The following is a 20067-nucleotide window of genomic DNA, read 5'->3' on the forward strand; positions in this document are numbered from 1 at the left end:
GCCGGAGGCCCGCCGACCGGTGGATTCCGGTGCGGCGGGCCCCTCGTGCCGACGGGTCAGGAACCGGCCGCGGCCAGCCCCGTGATGCCCGAGGTCGGGGCGTTGCGGTCGGGCGCGGTGACGTCGGCCCAGGCGGACCAGCGGCCGGCGGTGTAGTCGCCGTTCGCGTTGTGGATGCGGCCGTTGGCGACGCCGTACAGGTGAAGCGTGTTGCCGGTGGCGGCGGCGCTCAGCCGGGTGACCGAGCCGCCGAGACCGATCGTGTCGGAGACGTTCGCCCAGCTGGTCCAGGTGCCGGCGGCGTAGTCACCGGTGGCCTGGTGGACGTTGCCGCCGGCCAGCGCGAGGACGTGGAACTTCGACCCGATGGCCGCGGCGGACAGCTCGGTGATGCCGCTCGGGCCGCCGATGTACGCCGTGAGGTCGCCGTTGCTCCAGGTACCGCGGGTGTAGTCGCCGTCGGCGACCCGCAGGTGCCCGTCGGCGCCGAGGGCCGCGACGTGCAGGGTGTTGCCGGTGGCGGCCACCGCGATCCGGCTGACCGGGGCGTGCAGCCAGGTGGCGGCGGTGATCTCGCCCCACGCGCTCCAGCGGCCGCTGTCGTAGTCGCCCACGGCCTCGAACACCCGGCCCTCGGCGAGCGCGACCACGTGCAGCTTGTTGCCGATGCTGGTGGCGGCCACCTGGGCGACGGACGGGCTCAGCCCGGCCGGGACCTTGCCCGGGACGGCGGACCAGCCGCCCCAGAGCGTGCCGGTGCGGTCCCAGTCGGCGATCTCGACCATGCCGTCGAACGCGGTCCGGACGGCGTGCAGGTTGCCGTTCGCGGTGTACGCGGCGGCGACCGAGACCGGTGCGGGGTCGGCCGGGGCGATCTTGGCGAACGGGCTCCAGCTGCCGCTGGTGTAGTTCGCCTGGCCGTCCGAGAGCCCGTCGTTCGAGGTCTGTGCCAGGACGCGGACCCGCTCGCCGGACCGCAGCGCCTTCTGGGCGTCGGTGTAGTCGGCGTTCACCACCTTGCTGACGCTGGCCGTCCGGCCGCCCGCGTCCGTCTCGGTGAGCGTCACCGTGTAGCTGCCCGGGCGGGCGTAGGTGTGCTGGAGGAAGCCGGAGCTGACGACGGTCCCGTCGCCGAAGTCCGCCCGGAAGTCCCGGATGGACCACGGGCCCGAGCTGCCGCTGCTGTCCGCCCAGTACGTCAGGGCGGGCCCGGACTCCACGGGCTTGACGTTGAGCACCGGCACCAGCGGGCCGGGACGGTTCGCGTAGACGTACGCGAGCAGCGGGCTGGTCACGCGCACGCCCAGCTCGTCCGTGGCGGTCACCGTCGGGTGGTACGCGCCGACCGCGGTGTAGGTGTGCAGGACCGACGTGTCGGTGGTCACCAGCGGTGCGCTGCCGTCGTCGAACTCGTACGTGAAGGTGACCTTGGTGGGCCAGGAGTTGGTGACAGCGGCCGTGAGCCGGATGTCGAGCGGTGCCGGCCCCATGTCCGGGGCGCCGTTGACCCCCGAGGTCTGGAGGGAGACGCCGTGCAGGCCTTCGAGCTCGTGCGCCCCGCGGTCGCGGCCGGTTCCCCCGGGGGTGTTGGCGACCAGCGGGTCGTCCAGGGCCGTCCGGCCCTCCAGGTCCGCGGGGAGCGTGCCGGGCGCGGCGGGGTCCGCCGAGTCGATGGCGGCCGTGGCCGTCTCCAGCAGGGTGTTGCGCTCCGGCAGGTTGCCCGGGTTGAACCTGACGTCCTGGTCGGCGTCGTGGCGGGCCTGGCCGGTGGCGGCGGTCAGGGCCTGCGGGGTGCGGTAGGCCGTGCCCGCCCAGGTGTAGGCCGAGGCGTCCGGGAACGGGTGGACGACGTTGAAGTCCACGGTGGTACCGGTGGTGGCGGCCGCCGCCACCACGACCTCGGACTCGCCGCGGCCGCCGGTGTCGGCCCCGCAGACGGTGGCCGGTCCGGTCGCGAGCGACTCGCTGTTGTGGGCCGTCAGGACGTTGTTCTCGACCACGGCCCCGGTGGAGGCGCCGTCCAGGGTGACGCTCGGGCCGCACGCGAAGGCGACGGTGTTGTGCACCACCGTCAGGCCCGGTGCGTCCGTGCCCCGGACGCCGCTCAGGGTGCGGGAGAAGTCGTTGGTGGTGACCACCGTGTCGCGCGCGCCGCCCTCGGCGACCACGCCGGCCGACTGGTAGAGCCGGTTACGGCTCACCGTGACGTGCTCGCTCTGCCCGGTCACCCGGACCGCGGCCCCGCGCACGTCGGAGCCGAAGGTGTTCGCGTCGACCGTGACCCGGGCGGAGTCCGCCACCGTCACCCCGTCCAGCGTGCTGCGGACCGCGAACTGGCGGACCACCACGTCGTGCACCCCGGTCAGGACGAAGCCGTGGCCGCTCCGGCCGACGACCGGGAGCTTGCCCAGCGATCCGGTCGTGGTCGCCGGCGTGCCGACGAAGGTGATCGGCTTCTCGGGGGTGCCCGAGCGGGTCAGGTGGACCTCTTCCAGGTACCCCTGGGTGTAGCGCACCTGGACGGTCTGTCCGGGTTCGACGACGTTCGCGGCCGCGGTGACGGTGCAGAACGGCTGTTCCTGGGTGCCCGGGCCGGCGTCCGAACAGTGCGCGGGGGCGGCGTTGTTGACGTAGAGAGTGTCCGGGGAGTCCGCGAGCGCGGGTACCGGGACGGCGAGAACGACGGTGGCCCCGGCGGCCGTGAGGCCGAGGGCGCGGCGTATGCGCAAGATCGAGTCTTTCCGTGAGAGCGGCGCCGGGGAGCGCCCCCCGGCGCTGGGGCCGGACCAGACTGACAGAAACCGTTCGGGTGCGTCGACACGGTTTCGCCGCAGCCCGCCCGCGTCCCGGTCACATCCGGGCGGCCGGGACCGCGGACTGACGCTCCGTCCGGGCGCGTCCGGGGGCGGCCGGCCACCAGGTGCGCTCACCCAGGTCGTGGACCAGGGCGGGCACCAGCAGCGACCGTACCAGCAGGGTGTCCAGCAGCACTCCGAAGGCCACCATGAAGGCGATCTGCGCCAGGAAGGCGAGCGGGATCACGCCGAGCGCGGCGAACGTCGCCGCCAGCACCACGCCCGCCGAGGTGATCACCCCGCCGGTCGCCGTCAGCCCGCGCAGGACGCCCTCCCGGGTGCCGTGCCGCAGGGACTCCTCGCGGACCCTGGTCATCAGGAAGATGTTGTAGTCCACCCCGAGCGCCACCAGGAACACGTACCCGTACAGCGGCACCGAGGGCTCGGTGGCGGAGAAACCGAACAGGTGCGGGAAGACCAGTGCCGAGACCCCGAGCGTCGCGAGGAACGACAGCGCCACGGTGGCCGCCAGCAGGAGCGGCGCCACCAGCGAACGCAACAGCAGCACCAGGATCAGCAGGATGCACACCAGCACCACCGGGATGATCACCGTCCGGTCGTGCTCCGCCGTGTGCCGGGTGTCGTGCTGCTGCGCGGTGTACCCGCCGACCAGCGCGCCCGCCCCCGGGACGCCGTGCACGGCGGTCCGCAGCCGCTGCACGGCGGCCACCGCCGCGTCGCTGTCGGCCGGGTCGGCGAGCGTGGCGTCCAGCCGGATCCGGCCGTCGACCACCCGGGCGGGAGCGCCCGGCGCACCACCGCCGTACGGCGTCACCGAGGCCACCCCGTCGACGGCCCGGGCCGCGGCCAGCACCCGATCGGCCGCGTCGGCCGAGGCGATGACCACCGCGGGATTGCCCGAACCGCCGGGGAAGTGCGCGGAGAGCGTCCGCTGCGCCGCCACCGACGGCTGCGGCTTGGTGAAGAGCTCGGTCTGCGGCACCCCCTGGGCGTCCAGCAGCGGCGCGAACGCCGCGCAGGCCGCCAGCACCGCCAGGCTCGTCGCCCAGACCGCCCGCGGCCGCCGCCCCACCAGCGCCGCGACCCGGCGCCAGATCCCGTGCACCGGCGCGGACCCGTCCGCGGGCGGCCGCGCCGGCCAGTACGCGGCCCGGCCGCACAGCACCAGCGCCGCGGGGAGGAACGTCAGCGCCGCCAGCACCGCGCAGACGACGCCGACCGCACCGACCGGGCCGAGCGCCCGGTTGTTCGTCAGATCGGAGAGCAGCAGCACCAGCAGGCCGAGAGCCACCGTCAGGCCCGAGGCCGCGATCGGCTCCACCGACCGCCGCCAGGCCACCCGCATCGCGGCGAAACGGTCGCCGCGCCGCCGGAGCTCCTCGCGGAACCGGGCCGAGAGCAGCAGCCCGTAGTCGGTCGCCGCCCCGATCACCAGGATCGACAGCAGCCCCTGGACCTGCCCGTCCACCCGCACCACGCCGTGCTGCGCCAGCACGTACACCGCGGCGCAGGCGACCCCGAGCGCGAACACGGCGCCGAGGATCACCAGCAGCGGCAGCAGGACGCTGCGGTAGACGGCGAGCAGGATCAGCAGCACCACACCGAGGGCGACCAGCACCAGCAGCCCGTCGATCCCGGCGAAGGCGCCGGCCAGGTCGGCCTGGATGGCGGCCGGCCCGGCGATGCCGACGGCGGTGCCCGGCACCCGGCCGGCCTCGGTCCGTACGGCGGCCAGGCTGTCGGTGACGCCCTTGCCGAGGTCGGCGTGGAACGAGAGCACCCCCTCCAGGGCCCGGCCGTCCCCGGAGCGCAGTGCGGGCGAGGTCTGCCCGGTGGCGCCGGGGACGCCGGCGGCCCGGCGCAGTGCCGCGGTCGCGGCCTGCTGCTGGGCGTCGGTGACCGGGCCGTCCGTCGCCTCCCACACCACGATCACGGGCAGCGTGGCGTCGGTGGCGAAGGACTTCCCGAGCGCCAGGACCTCGGTGGACTCGGCGCTGCGCGGCAGGAAGGCGGCGCTGTCGTGGGTGGCGACCTCGCCGAGCCGGCCGGCGAACGGTCCGAGGGCTCCGCCGAGGCCGAGCCAGAGGGCCAGGAGGGCGAGCGGGATCAGGTACCGGGTGCGGTTCACCCCCGGAGGTTATCTCATCGGTCAAGAGACTCAATCATTGAGATATCCGCCGGGCTCCCGTTCTTGCGCAGGCTCCCGTTCTTGCACAGGCTCCCGTTCCTGGGCCGGCTCCCGTTCCTGCTCCCGTCCCCTGCTCCTGTCTCCGGCTCCGCGTAGGCTGTGCGGATCCGTACCCGACCTGCCGAGGACGTCGAGCTTGCCCCCGCACCCGCCCCAGGAGTCCGGCCCCGACCGCCGCGCCTTCGGTGGCCTGCTCCAGGGGCTGGCCTCCGAGATGAACCTGCTCGGCCACGACTTCGCGGCCGCCCAGGGCCTGCACGCCACCGACGTCCAGGCGCTGCTGGCGGTCATGCGGGGCACCGCGGGCGGAGGGGTCGTCACCCCGGGACGGCTGCGCGAGGAGCTCGCCCTCACCTCCGGGGCCGTCACCGCCGTCCTCGACCGGCTGGAGCGGGCCGGCCACATCCGCCGCACCCGCGACGAGGCGGACCGCCGGCAGGTCAACATCCACTACAACCCCGGCGCCAGTGCCCTCGCGACCGCCTGGTTCACGCCGGTCGCCGAGTGCACGGACGCCGTGCGCGAGGAGTTCACCGCCGACCAGCTCCACGTCGTGGCCCGCTTCCTGGGTCGTATGACGGAGGAGCTGGAGACGCTGCGCCGGGCCCGCCGCGAAGGCTCCGCCGATCGCTGACCGGCCCGGCCGTCGCGTGGGTCAGGCCGTCTCGACGGGCAGGCCGGCCTCCACCCAGTCCTGTATCCCCTCCCGGTACTTGCGGACGTTGGTGTAGCCGAGCGCCGTGAGCCGGTCGGCGACCTGGCCGCTGTTCGGGCAGGCCGGGTTGGAGCAGTAGGTGACGATCGCGGCGTCGCGGTCCGGGAGCAGTGCGGGCGCCTGCGCGTCGACGTCGGCCCTGATCAGGGCGACGGCGCCGGGCAGGTGCTGCTGCGCGTAGTACTCGCCGCCGAGCGTGTCCAGGACGGTTACCGCGTCGGCCGCGATCGCCGACGCCAGTTCGTCACGGGAGATGAGTGTGGTCATGTCGCTTCCTTCGAGTAAATCGGACTACAGTCCTCTTGTGACTCACGACAGTAACGGACCGCAGTCCGTTTCCGCAATGCCGCTGGAACTGCTGCGCACCCCACCGCCCAAGGAGCGCGCGGACGCCGCCCGCAACCGGCTCGCCGTCCTGGAGGCGGCCGGCCGGCTCTTCGTCGAGCACGGCGTCGAGGCCGTCTCCATGGACCAGGTCGCCGCGGCCGCCGGCGTCGGCAAGGGCACCCTGTTCCGTCGCTTCGGCGACAAGTCGGGCCTGGCCGCGGCACTGCTCGACGCCCGCGAGCGCGTCCTCCAGGAGGCCGTCCTCCAGGGCCCGCCCCCGCTCGGCCCCGGCGCCCCGGGCGGCGAACGCCTGACCGCGTTCCTCGACGCCTACCTCGACTACCTGCTGGAACACCTCGCCCTGGTCCGGATGTCCGAGACCGCCACCCCGGGCGCCCGCTACCGCATCGGCGCCTACCGCTTCTGGCACCGCCACCTGGCGATCCTGCTCGCCGCCACCCCCGACCCGGACCACGCCGCGCACGCCCTGCTCGCCCCCCTCGCCGCCGACCACGTCGCCGCCCTGCTCCCCGAGTTGGGCGAGCGACGCCTGCGCGACGGGCTGCGGCGGCTCGCGCTCGCGGCGATGTGAGGCCGCGCGCGACGCGGTACCGCGGCGCCGGCCGGTACCGCGGCGTCAGGACAGCGGTGCGATCCGAGTGCCGTCGTCCAGGGTCGCCGTCACGCCGGGCTGCTCGCGCGGCGGGTCCTCCAGGGCCAACGTGCGGTCGGGGACGGCCTGTTCGGACGAGCCGTGCGGGCCGGCCACGGTGATCCGGGCGACCCGGCGGCTGCCGGCGGCGAGCAGGTACTCGCGCCCGTCGGGGGCGCGCCACCTGGTCCACCCGACGGTGTGCTGGTCGAAGCGGCTGCACCCGCGGCCCTCGGCGAGCGCCGTGCGGCGGGCCGGGTCGTCGGGCCGGGCCGCGGGCAGCAGCACCTCGGTGGCGGCCGAGCCGGTGCCGTTCCAGCGGTCGGTGCGCAGGCAGACCCAGGTGGCGGTGCCGGCCTGCTGCGGGAGCGACTGCTGCGCGAACGCCCAGGCGTTGAGCGACCTCACCCCGGGCGCCCGCTCGGGAACGGCGCACGCGGTGCGGGCCCAGGCCAGCAGTGCGTCGGAGCCGGTGGCCTCGCGCGGGGAACGGGCGTCGCCCTGCTGCGGCAGCGGGGTGTAGGTCAGATGGGCGGGGAGCAGCCCGCCCGTGTCGGCCAGCAGGAAGGCGTGCTTCTCGGCCACCGTCCTGGAGGACCGGAGCTGGAGCACCGCGCCGTCCAGGCAGCCGCCGGGCGTGCCGCTCGGGACAGCGGCGGTGAGCCCGTCCGTCCGGTCGACCGAGCGGGACTGCGTGTCCGGTTCGCGCAGCAGCCTGATCTCCACGCCGTCGACCCAGGGAGCCAGCAGGAAACGGGAGTTGACGCCGTCGCGGTGCAGCACCACGGCCGCGCCGGTGACCACGTCGGCGTCGTCGGCACGGGCGACCAGCAGACCGCCCGCCGGAGTGTCGGTGAAACGGGCGATCCGCCCGCCGTCGTACAGCAGCACCACCGGCGCCCCGTCGACCCGGCCGGCGAACAGCAGCTGCGGGGTGCCGTCGGGCGGACCGGGCCGGGTGCCGGGCTCCAGCTGGAGGCGCCCGCCGCGCCAGGCCGCGAGGGCCTGGCCGGTGAGCCCCTCGTCGCCGAGCAGCTCGCCGCGGGCCGGCCAGGCGGACAGGTCGAGGCGGGCCGTGTGCTGCCAGAGATCGGGTGCGGCCCGCAGCAGCCCGGACGGCCCGGCGGCGTCGACGGACACCGGCGCGGCCGCGGGCGCGCCCGGCAGCGGTACGGCCCAGGCGGTGACGGCACCCAGCAGCAGGACCCCGCCCGCGGCCAGCCGGGTGGTCCGCCGGCGCCGCAGCAGATCGCCGGGCCGGACCCGGACGGTACACGGGTCGAATCGGGTCGAGCCGGACAACTCCGCCGCCCCCAGGGGGATTTCGGCGATCAGGCGGTCCGCCTGGCGGATCGCCCCGCCGGGTTCCGGCACCCCGGCGGCGGTGAGCAGCCGGGCCACCTCCTCGCGCGGCAACCCCTCCGCCAGGCACAGTGCGTACGCGGCCCGGCCGGCGACGGAGAGCGCGCCGAGTGCCTGGTCGACGGCCAGTTCCGCCGCCGTTCCGTCGGCGGTGAACAGCCGCAGCCCCCACACCCGGGGCAGCGGCCGCCGCCCCGGCCGCCGGGCCCGGGCCAGCGCGCCGCGCACCACCCGCACCCGCAGCGCGGCGTACACCTCCTCCGGCTCCCCGGCCCGGGCGGCCGCCCGCCCGGGCAACGCACGCTGCACCACCCCGTGCGCGGCCAGCAGCCGCCGCCCGCGGTCCACCCCGGCCGGCAGCACCAGGTACGCGATGCGGGCCAGCCGCCCGTAGTTGCGCACCAACGCGGCCTCGGCGTCCCCGAGCCCGTCCGCCCCACCGCCGCCGACCACCCGTACGGATGCCCTGACGGCGCGGCGCAGTTTCTGACGGTCCATCGGATCGGCTCCCGGCGGGACGGCTCACGGCTGGGCAGCGCACCGGCGCGGCGCGTTGCAGATCATCCAACGAGTCGATCATGCGATGGTTGCGGCCGTCCGGCCGATGCCCGGGCGAGCACCACCGCGCCGGGTGTAGGCCCTGTCGCCCCGCGCTCGCGCCGACCGGGTGGCTCAGAGTGCGAACACGCCGTACGAGAATCCGTCGGCGCGGAGCTCGGGGCCGGTGAGGTGGACGCCCCGGGTGGCGAGTGCCTGGCGCGGGGTCAGGTCGGGGAGGTGGACGGCCGCCGGTTCGCGGCGGGGGTTGACGACGACCAGGAAGCGGTCGCCGCGGGTGTAGACCAGGGGGTAGCCGGTGTGCAGGACGTCGAGGCTGCCGTGGGCGCCGAGTGCGGGGTGGCTGCGGCGCAGGGCGATCAGGTGGCGGACCAGGTGCAGCAGGGAGGACTCGTCGGCGCGCTGGGTGGCGACGTCGGGGCGCCCGGGGTCGGGGTCGAGCGGGAGGTAGGGGTGGGCGGTGCCGGCGGAGAAGCCGGCGCCCGGGGTGGCGTCCCACTGCATCGGGGTCCGGCAGCCGGCGCGGTTGTAGCGGGGGCCGAGCGTGCTGCCCTCGGTGTCGGGCAGGCCGGGGACGTACCGCATGCCGATCTCGTCGCCGTAGTAGATCGCGGGGAGGGTGGGCCAGGTGAGCTGGAAGGCGAAGGCCGGGGCGAGCTGGTCGGGGGTGCGCGGGCCGCAGGCCAGGCGGGAGAAGTCGTGGTTGGAGGTGGGCAGGACGATCCGCCCGGTGGTGCCCACGGCCCGGTCGGCGGTGCGCCAGGCGTCCAGGAAGACGCCGATGTCGCCCTTGCCCTCGGCGTCGAAGTAGCACGGCTCGGGGGGCCAGCCGTCCTGGTCGGTGCCGGTGCCGTTGTGCCAGAGTGAGCGCAGCGGCCGGCCGTCCTGGTCGCCGCCGAACTGGAGGAGGAAGTCGCCGTGGAAGCCGGCCGGGACGGACCGTCCCGGGTCGCCCCACTCGGCGAGCAGTGCCGCGTCGGGGTGCCGGTCGTCCAGCCAGCCGCGGAGCTCGGTCCAGAGCCGGCCGGTCTCGACCTTGCCGGGGTCGTCCTTGACCAGGGAGGAGGCCATGTCGACGCGGAAGCCGGCGATGCCGAGCCCGAGCCAGTGCGCCATGATCTCGCGCAGCGCGGCCCGGTTGGCGCGCGGGCCCTCGGCGTCGATGCCCTGGCGCCATGGTTCGGCCGGATCGGTGCGCGCGTAGCCGAAGTTAAGGGCCGGCTGGAAGTCGAAGAAGTTCGGCAGGTACCAGCCGGGCCGGCTGCCGGGGGAGGGGGCGAACCGTTCGGCGGGGTGGTCGGCCCAGATGTAGCGGTGGTCGGTCGGGTCGGCGGCGGAGGCCCGGAACCACGGGTGCTGGTCGGAGGTGTGGCCGGCGACCAGGTCGAGCAGCACCCGGATCCCCAACCTGCCTGCCCGGTCGGTGAGTTCGGCGAGGGCCGCGGCATCACCGTAGCGCGGCGCGGTGGTCAGGTAGTCGTCGACGTCGTAGCCGGCGTCGCGGAACGGCGAGGCGAAGCAGGGGTTGAGCCAGACCGCGTCGACGCCGAGCCAGTGCAGGTACTCCAGGCGTTCGGTGAGGCCGGCGAAGTCGCCGATCCCGTCGCCGTCGGAGTCGGCGAAGCTCTGCGGGTAGACCTGGTAGAGCACGGCGTCGGACAGCCAGGCCGGTACGGGGCGGTTCGCGGTCATACGGCGCTCCTTCTCCCGGGGTGCGGGGCGGACTCACTCCAGGATGCCCGCGTCGGGCGGCGGATGTGGGCACCTGGCGCAGAACGCCGGGGCCGGCCTCAGCGTGCGGCGGTGGGCCGGGCGACGGCCCGCAGTCGGGCGACCGTGTAGCGCGGGTGCCCCAGGCCCACCAGCCGGAAGGCGTAGGCCGTCGCGCGGTGGGCGGGGCTGATCCGTTCCATCACGCCGTGCTCGCCGAGCGGCTGCCATCCCGGTGCGGCGGCGGCCAGGCCGGCGCAGCCCCGGTAGCCGGAGTGGAACCGGGCGCCGGTGGCCTTCACGATCGGGTGCCGGCCGCTGCGTACGACCCACGGGTGGAAGAGGTCGGCGAGCAGTTCGGTGCCGGGGCCGAGGGCGCGGTGGGTCCGGTCGAGGAAGCCGGCCACGTCCTGCGGCGCGAGGGACATCAGCAGGCCCTCGGCGATGACCAGGGTGGGCCCCGGTTCGGCGGGCAGGGCCGCGGTCCAGTCCGGGTCGGTCACCGAGGCGGCGTGCAGGTCGATCCCCCGGTCGGGCAGCAGCCGTCGGCGCAGGGTCATGACGTCGGGGGTGTCGATGCCGACCCACCGGACCGAGTCCGGCACCCGGTCGGCCAGCCGGGCGTTGCGGGTGCACAGTCCGATGCCGACCGACACGACGGTGGCGTCCGGGTGCTCGGTGGTGAAGGCGGTGGTGAGCCGGTCGAGGACGATGGCGCGGTGCAGCGAGCCGAGGGCGTTGCTCCGGTCGGTGAGCACCTCGGAGGGCCGGTAGCCGGTCCGTTCGAGCACGGCGGTGGCGAGCGGATCGCTGAAGTCGGTCGAGGGGAGCAGACGGCGGGCGTGGGCGCGGCCGTAGAGCGGCGTGAGGAGTGTCGAGGCGACGCCGGTCAGGCCGTGGGAGGCAGAGGCAGCTGACATGAGGTTAGGCTTACCTAATCCGAATGCGGCGTCAAGTCCCGCCCGGCGCACGACGGCGGCCCCGAAAAGTCGCTCCGGCAGGAGTCTGACGCGGCGTCACCGGCCCTGCCGCGCCTCGCCCGGCGACATCCGCACCCCGGCGCCGCCCCCCGCGCGTGGGCGTGGGCGCGGGTGCGGGTGCGGGCCCGTCGGCGGAGGTGCCGGTCAGGAGCCGGCGGCCCCCGTCGCGCCGTCGACGGGCTCGCGGAACCCCGCCAGGATCCGTTCGGCCGCCAGCGTCGCGGTCAGCGTGCCCTCGCGGACCTGCTGCTCCAGGCCGGGCGCGAGCCGCCGTACCTCGGGGTGCTCGTGCAGGGCGGACAGCAGTTGGTCGTGGACCATCGACCAGGTCCAGTCCACCTGCTGGTCGCGCCGCTTGGCCTCCAGCGCACCGGAGGTGTCCAGCAGCAGCCGGTGCTGCTGGAGCCGCTCCCAGAGCTCGGCGAGGCCGCTGCCGTCCTGCCCGCTGCAGGTGAGCACGGGGGGCGTCCAGACGGCGTCGGGTGCCTGCAACAGCCTGAGGGCGCCGGCCAGTTCGCGGGCGGCTGCGCGGGCGTCCCGTTCGTGCGGCCCGTCCGCCTTGTTGACGGCGACCAGGTCGGCGAGCTCCAGCACGCCCTTCTTGATGCCCTGCAGTTGGTCGCCGGTGCGGGCGAGGGTGAGCAGCAGGAAGGAGTCGACCATGTTGGCCACGGTGGTCTCCGACTGGCCCACGCCGACCGTCTCGATCAGCACCACGTCGTAGCCGGCGGCCTCCATCACCACCATCGACTCCCGGGTGGCGCGGGCCACCCCGCCCAGCGTCCCCGAGGTGGGGGACGGCCGGACGAAGGCGTTCGGGTCGACCGCCAGCTTCGCCATCCGGGTCTTGTCGCCCAGGATGGAGCCGCCGGTACGGCTGGAGGTCGGGTCGACGGCGAGCACCGCGACGCGGTGGCCGGAGCCGGTGAGCATGGTGCCGAGCGCCTCGATGAAGGTCGACTTGCCCACCCCCGGCACGCCGGTGATGCCGACCCGCACCGCCTTCCCGGCATGCGGGAGCAGCTCGACCAGCAGGCGCTGGGCGAGCGCCCGGTGGTCGGGGCGGGTGGACTCCACCAGCGTGATGGCCCGCGCGATGTACGCGCGCGAGCCCTCCAGCACACCCTTGACGTAGGCGTCGAGGTCGATCGTCCGCGGCGGCATCGGGTCAGTGGCTCACAGCTCGTGGCCGAGGTCGGCGGCCAGCGCCTTCAGCAGGTCGTAGGCCGCGTCCGGAATGACCGTGCCGGGCGGGAAGACGGCGGCGGCGCCGGCCTCGTACAGGGCGTCGAAGTCCTGCGGCGGGATGACGCCGCCGACCACGATGGTGATGTCCTCCCGTCCGGCGGCGGCCAGTTCGGCGCGCAGCGCGGGGACCAGGGTGAGGTGTCCGGCGGCCAGCGAGGAGACGCCGACGATGTGCACGTCGGCCTCCACGGCCTGCCGGGCGACCTCGGCGGGGGTCTGGAACAGCGGGCCGACGTCGACCGTGAAGCCGAGGTCGGCGAAGGCGGTGGCGATCACCTTCTGCCCGCGGTCGTGCCCGTCCTGGCCCATCTTGGCCACCAGGATGCGCGGGCGACGGCCCTCGGCCTCCTCGAACCTCTCGACCAGTGCCCGGGTGCGCTCCACCCCGGTGGACGGTCCTGCCTCGTCGCGGTACACACCGGAGATGGTACGGATCTGGCCGGAGTGACGCCCGTACACCTTCTCCAGGGCGTCCGAGATCTCGCCGACGGTGGCCTTGGCCCGGGCCGCGTCCACGGCCAGTGCCAGCAGGTTGCCCTCCAGTGAGCCGCCGCCCTTCGCGCCGGCCTCGGCCGAGCGGGTCAGTGCCCGCAGCGCGGCCTGGCAGACCTCCTCGTCGCGCTCGGCGCGCAGCCGGCGGAGCTTGTCGATCTGCTGGGCCCGCACCGAGGAGTTGTCGACCTTGAGAACGTCGATCTGCTCGTCGTTGGCGACCCGGTACTTGTTGACGCCGATCACCGGCTGGCGGCCGGAGTCGATCCGGGCCTGGGTGCGGGCGGCGGCCTCCTCGACGCGCAGCTTGGGGATGCCGGCGTCGATCGCCTTGGCCATGCCGCCGGCCGCCTCGACCTCCTGGATGTGCTGCCAGGCGCGGGCCGCCAGGTCGTGGGTGAGCTTCTCCACGTAGGCGCTGCCGCCCCAGGGGTCGATCACCCGGCAGGTGCCCGACTCCTGCTGGAGCATCAGCTGGGTGTTGCGGGCGATCCGGGCCGAGAAGTCGGTCGGCAGCGCCAGCGCCTCGTCGAGCGCGTTGGTGTGCAGCGACTGGGTGTGGCCCTGGGTCGCGGCCATCGCCTCCACGCAGGTGCGGGTGACGTTGTTGAACACGTCCTGGGCGGTCAGGGACCACCCGGAGGTCTGCGAATGGGTGCGCAGCGAGAGCGACTTGGCGTTCTTCGGGTCGAACTGCCTGACCAGCTTGGCCCACAGCAGCCGGGCCGCGCGCAGCTTGGCGACCTCCATGAAGAAGTTCATGCCGATCGCCCAGAAGAACGACAGCCGGGGCGCGAACGCGTCCACGTCCAGACCGGCACCGAGGCCCGCCCGCAGGTACTCCACACCGTCGGCCAGGGTGTAGGCCAGTTCCAGGTCGGCGGTGGCCCCGGCCTCCTGGATGTGGTAACCGGAGATGGAGATCGAGTTGTACCGGGGCATCTTCTGCGAGGTGTACGCGAAGATGTCGGAGATGATCCGCATCGAGGGCAGCGGCGGGTAGATGTACGTGTTGCGGACCATGAACTCCTTGAGGATGTCGTTCTGGATGGTCCCCGCGAGCTTCTCCGGGGGCACCCCCTGCTCCTCGGCCGCGACGATGTAGAGCGCCAGGACGGGCAGCACCGCGCCGTTCATGGTCATCGACACCGACATCCTGTCCAGCGGGATGCCGTCGAACAGCTGACGCATGTCGTAGATCGAGTCGATCGCCACACCGGCCATGCCGACGTCGCCGGTCACCCGGGGGTGGTCGCTGTCGTAGCCGCGGTGGGTCGGCAGGTCGAAGGCGACCGACAGGCCCTTCTGACCGGCCGCCAGGTTGCGCCGGTAGAAGGCGTTCGACTCCTCGGCGGTGGAGAAGCCGGCGTACTGGCGCACCGTCCACGGCTGGTTCACGTACATGGTCGGGTACGGGCCGCGCAGGAACGGGGCCACGCCCGGGTAGGTGCCCAGGAAGTCCAGCCCGGCCAGGTCCTCGGCGCTGTACAGCGGCTTGACGCCGATGCCCTCCGGGGTCTCCCAGAGCAGTTCCTCGACGTCCTTGCCGGTGGCCTGCTGCCAGGCAGCCCGCCACTGCTCGCCGGTGGCGGCGGTGCCCGCCGGCGCGTCGAGTCCGATCTCCGTGAAGTCGGGGATCATCGGGCCACTCCGATCTGGTCGAGCAGGGAGGTGAGGACCGCGACCGCGTCGCCGCCCGCGAAGACGAACTCGTCCACCCCGGCCTGCCGGTACGCCTCGGCCTGCTCGCCCGCGGGCCGGCCGGCCAGCAGCACCCGGCCGGCGCCGGCCTGCTTCAGGGCGGACGCCACCGTCTCGGCGTGCTCCTCGTAGAGCGCGTCGGAGGAGCAGAGCGCGGCGACGGTGGCGCCGCTCGCGGTGAAGGCCGCGGCCAGCTCGGCCGGGTCGGTGCCCTGGCCGACGACGGTCTCGATGCCGCCGGCCTGGAACAGGTTGGCGGCGAAGGTCAGCCGTCCGGTGTGGGCGGCGGCCGGACCCAGGGCGGCCAGGAACAGCTGCGGGCGGGCGCCCGAGGTGTCCCGGTGCCGGTCGGAGCGGGCCCGCAGGGCCTCGTACGCCTCGGCGCGGCGCACCCGCGGCAGGCCGCCGGTGAGCGGCGCCGGGGCGGGCTCGCGGACCAGCGCCTGCTCCTGGAGGTTGGGGAACTCGCTGACGCCGGTGATCGGTTCCCTGCGGCGGGCCAGCGCGACCGAGCGCCGGGCCCAGGTGTCGCCGATCCGGTCGGCGACCAGCCCGGAGCCGAGGGCGGCGCGCTGGCCGCCGGCCCGTTCGATCTCCTGGAACCACGCCCACGCCGCTGCGGCCAGCTCCTCGGTCAGCTGCTCGACGTACCAGGAGCCGCCGGCCGGGTCGACGACCCGGGCCAGGTGGGACTCCTCCAGCAGGATCGCCTGGGTGTTGCGGGCGATCCGGCGGGCGAAGGCGTCCGGCAGGCCGAGCGCGCTGTCGAACGGCAGGACGGTCACCGAGTCCGCCCCGCCGACGCCCGCGCCCAGGCAGGCCACGGTGGTGCGGAGCATGTTCACCCACGGGTCGCGCTCGGTCATCATCACGGCGGAGGTGACGGCGTGCTGGCGCTGGGCGGCGGCCTCCGGGGAGATCCCGCTCACCTCGGCCACCCGCGACCACAGCCGCCGGGCGGCCCGGAAGGTGGCGATGGTCAGGAACTGGTCGGCGCCGGCCGCGAAGCGGAACTCCAGCTGGGCGGCGGCCTCGTCGGGGCTCAGCCCCGCGGCCGTCAGCCCGCGCAGGTAGGCGACGCCGGTGGCCAGCGCGCAGCCCAGCTCCTGGGCGGGCGAGGCGCCGGCCTCGTGGTACGGCAGCGCGTCGACGGTGATCGCGCGCAGGCCCGGGTAGCCGTCCCGCAGTCGGGCGGCCAGCGCGGCGGCCTCGGTGAGCAGCCCGGCGGTGGGCGCGTCGTCGCCGGTCCTGGCCAGCAGGCCGAGCGGGTCCGCACCGAGGCTGCCGGTGGCGGCGTCGGCGGGCACACCGCGCTCCCGGTACAGGGCGAGCAGCGCCTCGGCGGCGGCCGGGAACTCGGCGCCGGCGTCCAGCGCCACGGCGGCCAGGTCCAGGTAGACGCCCTCCAGCAGCTGCGGCAGCGCGCCGATCGGCAGGCCGTCGCGGCCGAGCTCCAGCCAGAGCGAGCTCACGCCGTGCTCCAGGTCGGCGAGCACCGCCTCGTTGGAGGTCCGCGGGTCCGGGTGGGCGTGGCGTTGGCGCACGTCCCAGCCGGAGACGGCCGAGCCCTGCGGCCGCCCGCCCCGGACGAACGGCGGGAAGCCGGGGAACCCGACCCCTTCGGGGGCGTCCTCGGCGGTGTAGAGCGGACGGACCGTGAGGCCGTCCTCCAGCTTGGTGGCGAGGGCGTCCTCGGCCTGCGCACCGGTCACGTCCTGCTTGCCGGACTTGCGCAACACACCTTCGACCAGGCGTTGCCACTGCTCACGGCTTGCATCCGGGAACTCGGCGGCCAGGGAGAGCCCTTCGGGCGAGACCGTCATGAGGGAAGGTTAGAGCCCGTGCCGCCGCGGCTGTACAGCAAACCGGTGTGACCTTTCACTCCTTGCACTCCAAGCGCCGCGGAGTGCAACGCCGGTGTGCTTGGGGGCGGCGTTTCGACGGCTCGGCGTGGTGCGCCCGCGGCGGGGTCCAGGGCGGCCAGCGCGGCGTCCGCCGCGCGCGCCGCACGGGCGTCCAGCCGGCCCGCGGTACCGCGCAGCAGGTGGCCGCCCTCGGCCGCGGCCAGCACCAGCAGCCCGGGCAGCAGGTCGGTGCAGCGGGCGGCCACCCAGCGGGTGCCCCGGGTCGCCATCCAGTGCAGGTCGGCGGCGAGACCGGGAGCCGCGCCCGGCGGGTCGGCGCCCGGGGCCGGGCCGAGCCGGTGCCCCGAGGCCGCCAGGACGGCGTGGAACTCCCGCGCGATCCGGTGGTGGCCCGCCGTGCTCGGATGCAGCCGGTCGACGCTGAGCAGGGCCCGCTCGGTGAGCCAGGGCAGCTCCGCGAGGTGCAGGTGGGCCGCACTGTGGCGGGCGGAGAGCGCGTGCACCACGGCGTTGACGGCCCGCATCCGGCGGGCCAGCGGACGGGCCAGCGGCGGCGGCAGCCGCAACAGCCGCCCCGGGTCCGGCAGGCAGGCGGTGAGCAGGACGCTGCTTTGGGCCCGCAGCGCGGCCAGCGTGGCGTCCAGGTGGCGGGCCGTGGCGGCGACGTCGAAACCGGCCCGCAGGGTGTCGTTGCCGCCGATCAGCACGGCCGCGTGGGTCGGCCGCAGGTGGAGCGCCGCGGGTAGCTGTGCCCTCGTCAGATCGGCGCTGAGCGCCCCGCTGTGGGCCAGGTTGCGGAACTCCACCGGGCCGTCGGACAGGCTCGGCGCCAGCACCGCGGCCCAGCCGCGCGGGCCCGTCGGCGCCGCGTCGCCCACACCCTCGGTGATCGAGTCGCCGAGCGCGGCGAACCGGACGGCTGTCACGGCGCGGGCTCCGGACGGCCCGCCGGGGTGGGCACCCGGTGGGCCGCCAGGAACGCCGCCACCGCGGACTCCCAGCCGAACGTCTCCGCCCGGGCCCTCGCGGCCGCCCGCCGCTCATCGGCCGGTCGGGCCAGCAACTCCCGTACCGCGATGGCGAATCCCTCACCGGAGTCCTCCGCGGCCAGGCCCGCCGAGCCGACGATCGGGGGCAGCGCGGAGGAGCGGCTCACCGCCACCGGCGTCCCGCAGGCGAGTGCCTCCAGCGCGGCCAGCCCGAAGGTCTCCACCGGCCCGGGGGCGAGCACGGCGTCCGCGCTGGCCAGCAGCGCCGCCACCTCGTCCCGCCCGCCGAGGTGGCCCAGGAACCGCACCGGCAGCCGCAGCTCGGCGGCCCGCGCCTCCAGCCGGCGGCGCAGCGGGCCGGCGCCCGCGACCGCCAGCACGGCGGGGACGCGGTGGCGCCGGCGCAGGGCGGCCAGGGCCTCCAGGGCCCGTTCGGGACGCTTCTCGGGGGAGAGCCGGGAGCAGAGCACCAGCAGCACCTGGCCGGGATCGGCGTACCGGGCCCGTACCTGCGGATCCCGGCGGTCCGGGTGCAGCTGGGCCAGGTCCACGCCGAGCGGGGCCCGGGTCAGGTTGGTGGTGCCGATCCGCTCGAACTCGGCGGCGGCCCAGGCGGTGGTGCACAGCACCGTGTCGTACGAGCGGGCCGTGCGGGCGTTCAGCCGGTCGGCCAGTGTCCGGGCGGTGGCGGCGGGCGCGCCCCAGGTGCCGAGCAGGCCGGTGGCGCTCTCGTGCGAGACCATCAGCGACCGGACGCCGTGGGCGCGGGCCCAGGCGCCGGTCCAGCGCAGCGTGGTGCGGTCGGAGACCTCCAGCCGGTCGGGTGCCAGCTCGGCGAGGGTCCGGGCGACGGCCCGCCGGTCGGTGAGCACCCGGTAGCCGCCGCTGCCGGGGACGGTGCGGCCGGGCAGGGTGATCACCCGGCCCTGGGACGTCGACTCGTCCGCGCGGCGCCGGCCGGGCACCACCAGGACGGGCCGGTGCCCGGCGGCCAGGTACCCCTCGCCGAGGTGGCGCAGGGCCGTGCGCAGGCCGCCGGAGACCGGGGTGACGAAGTTCGCCACCCGGACGATCCGCAGCCCGTCGTGCGGCCGGCTCATGCCGGGAGCTCCTCGGGCAGCTGCGGGACGGGTGCGGCGACCGGGCCCACCGCGGCGCCCGGACCCGCGGCGGTGGCCGGACCGGTGCGGGTGCCCGCGGCCCGGTCCGCGGTCGGACGCAGCGCCCGGGCCGTCCCGCCGTGGTGCTCGGCCAGCACCTCGGTGTAGTGGCGCAGCAGCAGGTCGCCGACCGCCTCCCAGGTGCGGGCGGTGACGTCGTCCCGTCCGGCCCGTCCGTAGGCGGCCCGGACCTCGGGGCCGGCCGCGGCCAGCTCGGCGACCGCCCTGGTGACGGCCGCGGTGTCCCGGGGCGGCACCAGCAGGCCGGTCCGGTGGTGCCCGACCAGGTCGAGCGGGCCGCCGACGGCCGGGGCGATGACCGGGACGCCGCTGGCCATCGCCTCCTGGATGGTCTGGCAGAAGGTCTCCAGCGGGCCGGTGTGCACGAACAGGTCGAGGGTGGCGAAGCAGCGGGCCAGCTCGGCGCCGGTCCGGCGGCCCAGGAACAGCGCGCGCGGCATCGCCGCCCGCAGGGCCGGCCCGCTGGGACCGTCCCCGATCACCACCACCCGTACGCCGGGCAGCTCGCAGGCCCCGGCCAGCAGGTCGACCCGCTTCTCGGGGGCCAGCCGGCCGACGTAGCCGACCAGCAGCTCGCCGTCGGGCGCCAGGGTGCGGTGCAGCGCGTCGTCGCGGTGCGAGGGGTGGAAGCGGACCGAGTCCACGCCGCGCGGCCACAGCCGCACCCGGGGCACGCCGTGCGCGGTGAGGTCCTGGGCGGCGGGGGTGGACGGCGCGAGGGTGCGGTCCGCGGCGGCGTGCACCGCCCTGATCCGGGCCCACGCGAGCGCGGAGCCGGCGCCCCGGCCGACCCGGTACGCCTGCGCGTAGCCGGCCAGGTCGGTCTGGTAGACGGCGACCGAGGGCAGCCCCAGGCGCCGGGCGACCCGTGCGCCGCGGGCCCCGAGCACGAACGGGCTTGCCAGGTGGACCAGGTCGGGGCGGTGCTCGGCGACCGCCTCGGCCAGCCGGCGGCTGGGCAGCGCCACCCGGACCTGCGGGTAGCCGGGCAGCGGGATCGAGGGGACCCGCACCACCGGCAGCGGAGTGGAGTCCGGGCCGAAGGAGTGCGGTGGGCAGTGGGCGCCCCGGGCCGGGGCCGGGGTGATGACCAGCGGCTCGTGGCCGCGGCGGACCAGGTGCTCCGCAGTCCTCAGCACGCTGTGGGCGACGCCGTTGACCTCAGGAGGGAAGGACTCGGTGACGATGGCGACTCGCATGCCAACGTTGTGTCCGGCCGGGGCGTGCGACCGACCACGGGGATCTTTCGTACAGGCGAACGTCCGTGGCCAATTGGGCGCGGC

Annotated in this window: 14 protein-coding genes; 2 read left to right on the forward strand and 12 right to left on the reverse strand. The window is 75.4% G+C overall.

Translation table 11 applies throughout. From position 1 onward, the window contains the following. Positions 1-56: 56 nt before the first annotated feature. Both ACIOFR_RS23460 and ACIOFR_RS23465 read right to left on the reverse strand, forming a co-directional pair. Entirely contained in the window at positions 57-2729 is a 2673-nt protein-coding gene (locus ACIOFR_RS23460) for a PKD domain-containing protein (RefSeq protein WP_401000326.1), read from the reverse strand. Between the two features lie 121 nt (positions 2730-2850). After that, complete coding sequence (locus ACIOFR_RS23465; protein WP_401000328.1) at positions 2851-4944, reverse strand: MMPL family transporter; 2094 nt, start codon at positions 4942-4944, stop codon at positions 2851-2853. A gap of 196 nt (positions 4945-5140) precedes the next feature. Between ACIOFR_RS23465 and ACIOFR_RS23470 the strand changes: the two genes are divergently transcribed. Next, positions 5141-5638: a MarR family winged helix-turn-helix transcriptional regulator gene (locus ACIOFR_RS23470; RefSeq protein WP_401000330.1), complete on the forward strand. Its 498-nt coding sequence runs from the start codon at positions 5141-5143 to the stop codon at positions 5636-5638. A gap of 21 nt (positions 5639-5659) precedes the next feature. On the opposite strand, the gene ACIOFR_RS23475 is transcribed toward ACIOFR_RS23470, so the two are convergent. Continuing rightward, positions 5660-5986 (reverse strand): rhodanese-like domain-containing protein, encoded by a 327-nt coding sequence (locus tag ACIOFR_RS23475; RefSeq protein WP_401000332.1) that lies wholly within the window; start codon positions 5984-5986, stop codon positions 5660-5662. Between the two features lie 37 nt (positions 5987-6023). On the opposite strand from ACIOFR_RS23475, the gene ACIOFR_RS23480 reads away from it, so the two are divergent. Continuing rightward, positions 6024-6638: a TetR/AcrR family transcriptional regulator gene (locus tag ACIOFR_RS23480; protein WP_401000334.1), complete on the forward strand. Its 615-nt coding sequence runs from the start codon at positions 6024-6026 to the stop codon at positions 6636-6638. Between the two features lie 45 nt (positions 6639-6683). On the opposite strand, the gene ACIOFR_RS23485 is transcribed toward ACIOFR_RS23480, so the two are convergent. The 9 genes from ACIOFR_RS23485 to ACIOFR_RS23525 form a co-directional block, all read right to left on the reverse strand. Beyond that, complete coding sequence (locus ACIOFR_RS23485) at positions 6684-8558, reverse strand: hypothetical protein (RefSeq protein ID WP_401000336.1); 1875 nt, start codon at positions 8556-8558, stop codon at positions 6684-6686. Positions 8559-8732: 174 nt separating this feature from the next. Further along, positions 8733-10310: an alpha-amylase family glycosyl hydrolase gene (locus tag ACIOFR_RS23490; protein WP_401000338.1), complete on the reverse strand. Its 1578-nt coding sequence runs from the start codon at positions 10308-10310 to the stop codon at positions 8733-8735. Between the two features lie 98 nt (positions 10311-10408). Then, positions 10409-11248, reverse strand: coding sequence for a class I SAM-dependent methyltransferase (locus tag ACIOFR_RS23495; RefSeq protein WP_401000340.1), 840 nt, complete (start codon positions 11246-11248; stop codon positions 10409-10411). A 204-nt stretch (positions 11249-11452) separates the two neighbouring features. Continuing rightward, on the reverse strand, positions 11453-12472 hold the full coding sequence (meaB, locus tag ACIOFR_RS23500; protein ID WP_401000342.1) for a methylmalonyl Co-A mutase-associated GTPase MeaB: 1020 nt from the start codon (positions 12470-12472) through the stop codon (positions 11453-11455). A 12-nt stretch (positions 12473-12484) separates the two neighbouring features. Beyond that, the gene (gene scpA / locus ACIOFR_RS23505; protein ID WP_401000344.1) at positions 12485-14689 is read right to left on the reverse strand and encodes a methylmalonyl-CoA mutase; all 2205 of its coding nucleotides are present in this window, start codon (positions 14687-14689) and stop codon (positions 12485-12487) included. Beyond that, positions 14686-16572, reverse strand: coding sequence for a methylmalonyl-CoA mutase small subunit (mutA, locus tag ACIOFR_RS23510; RefSeq protein ID WP_401000346.1), 1887 nt, complete (start codon positions 16570-16572; stop codon positions 14686-14688). Before mutA ends, scpA begins: the two co-directional genes overlap by 4 nt. Then, the gene (locus tag ACIOFR_RS23515; RefSeq protein ID WP_401000348.1) at positions 16569-17540 is read right to left on the reverse strand and encodes an SGNH/GDSL hydrolase family protein; all 972 of its coding nucleotides are present in this window, start codon (positions 17538-17540) and stop codon (positions 16569-16571) included. The genes mutA and ACIOFR_RS23515 overlap by 4 nt, the downstream gene beginning before the upstream one ends. Beyond that, positions 17537-18703, reverse strand: a complete 1167-nt coding sequence (locus ACIOFR_RS23520) for a glycosyltransferase (protein ID WP_401000350.1) — start codon at positions 18701-18703, stop codon at positions 17537-17539. Before ACIOFR_RS23520 ends, ACIOFR_RS23515 begins: the two co-directional genes overlap by 4 nt. Beyond that, positions 18700-19983: a glycosyltransferase family 4 protein gene (locus tag ACIOFR_RS23525; RefSeq protein WP_401000352.1), complete on the reverse strand. Its 1284-nt coding sequence runs from the start codon at positions 19981-19983 to the stop codon at positions 18700-18702. The genes ACIOFR_RS23520 and ACIOFR_RS23525 overlap by 4 nt, the downstream gene beginning before the upstream one ends. Positions 19984-20067: the final 84 nt, after the last annotated feature.

The sequence above is a fragment of the Kitasatospora sp. NPDC088346 genome, from assembly GCF_044740765.1.
Classification (GTDB): Bacteria; Actinomycetota; Actinomycetes; order Streptomycetales; family Streptomycetaceae; genus Kitasatospora.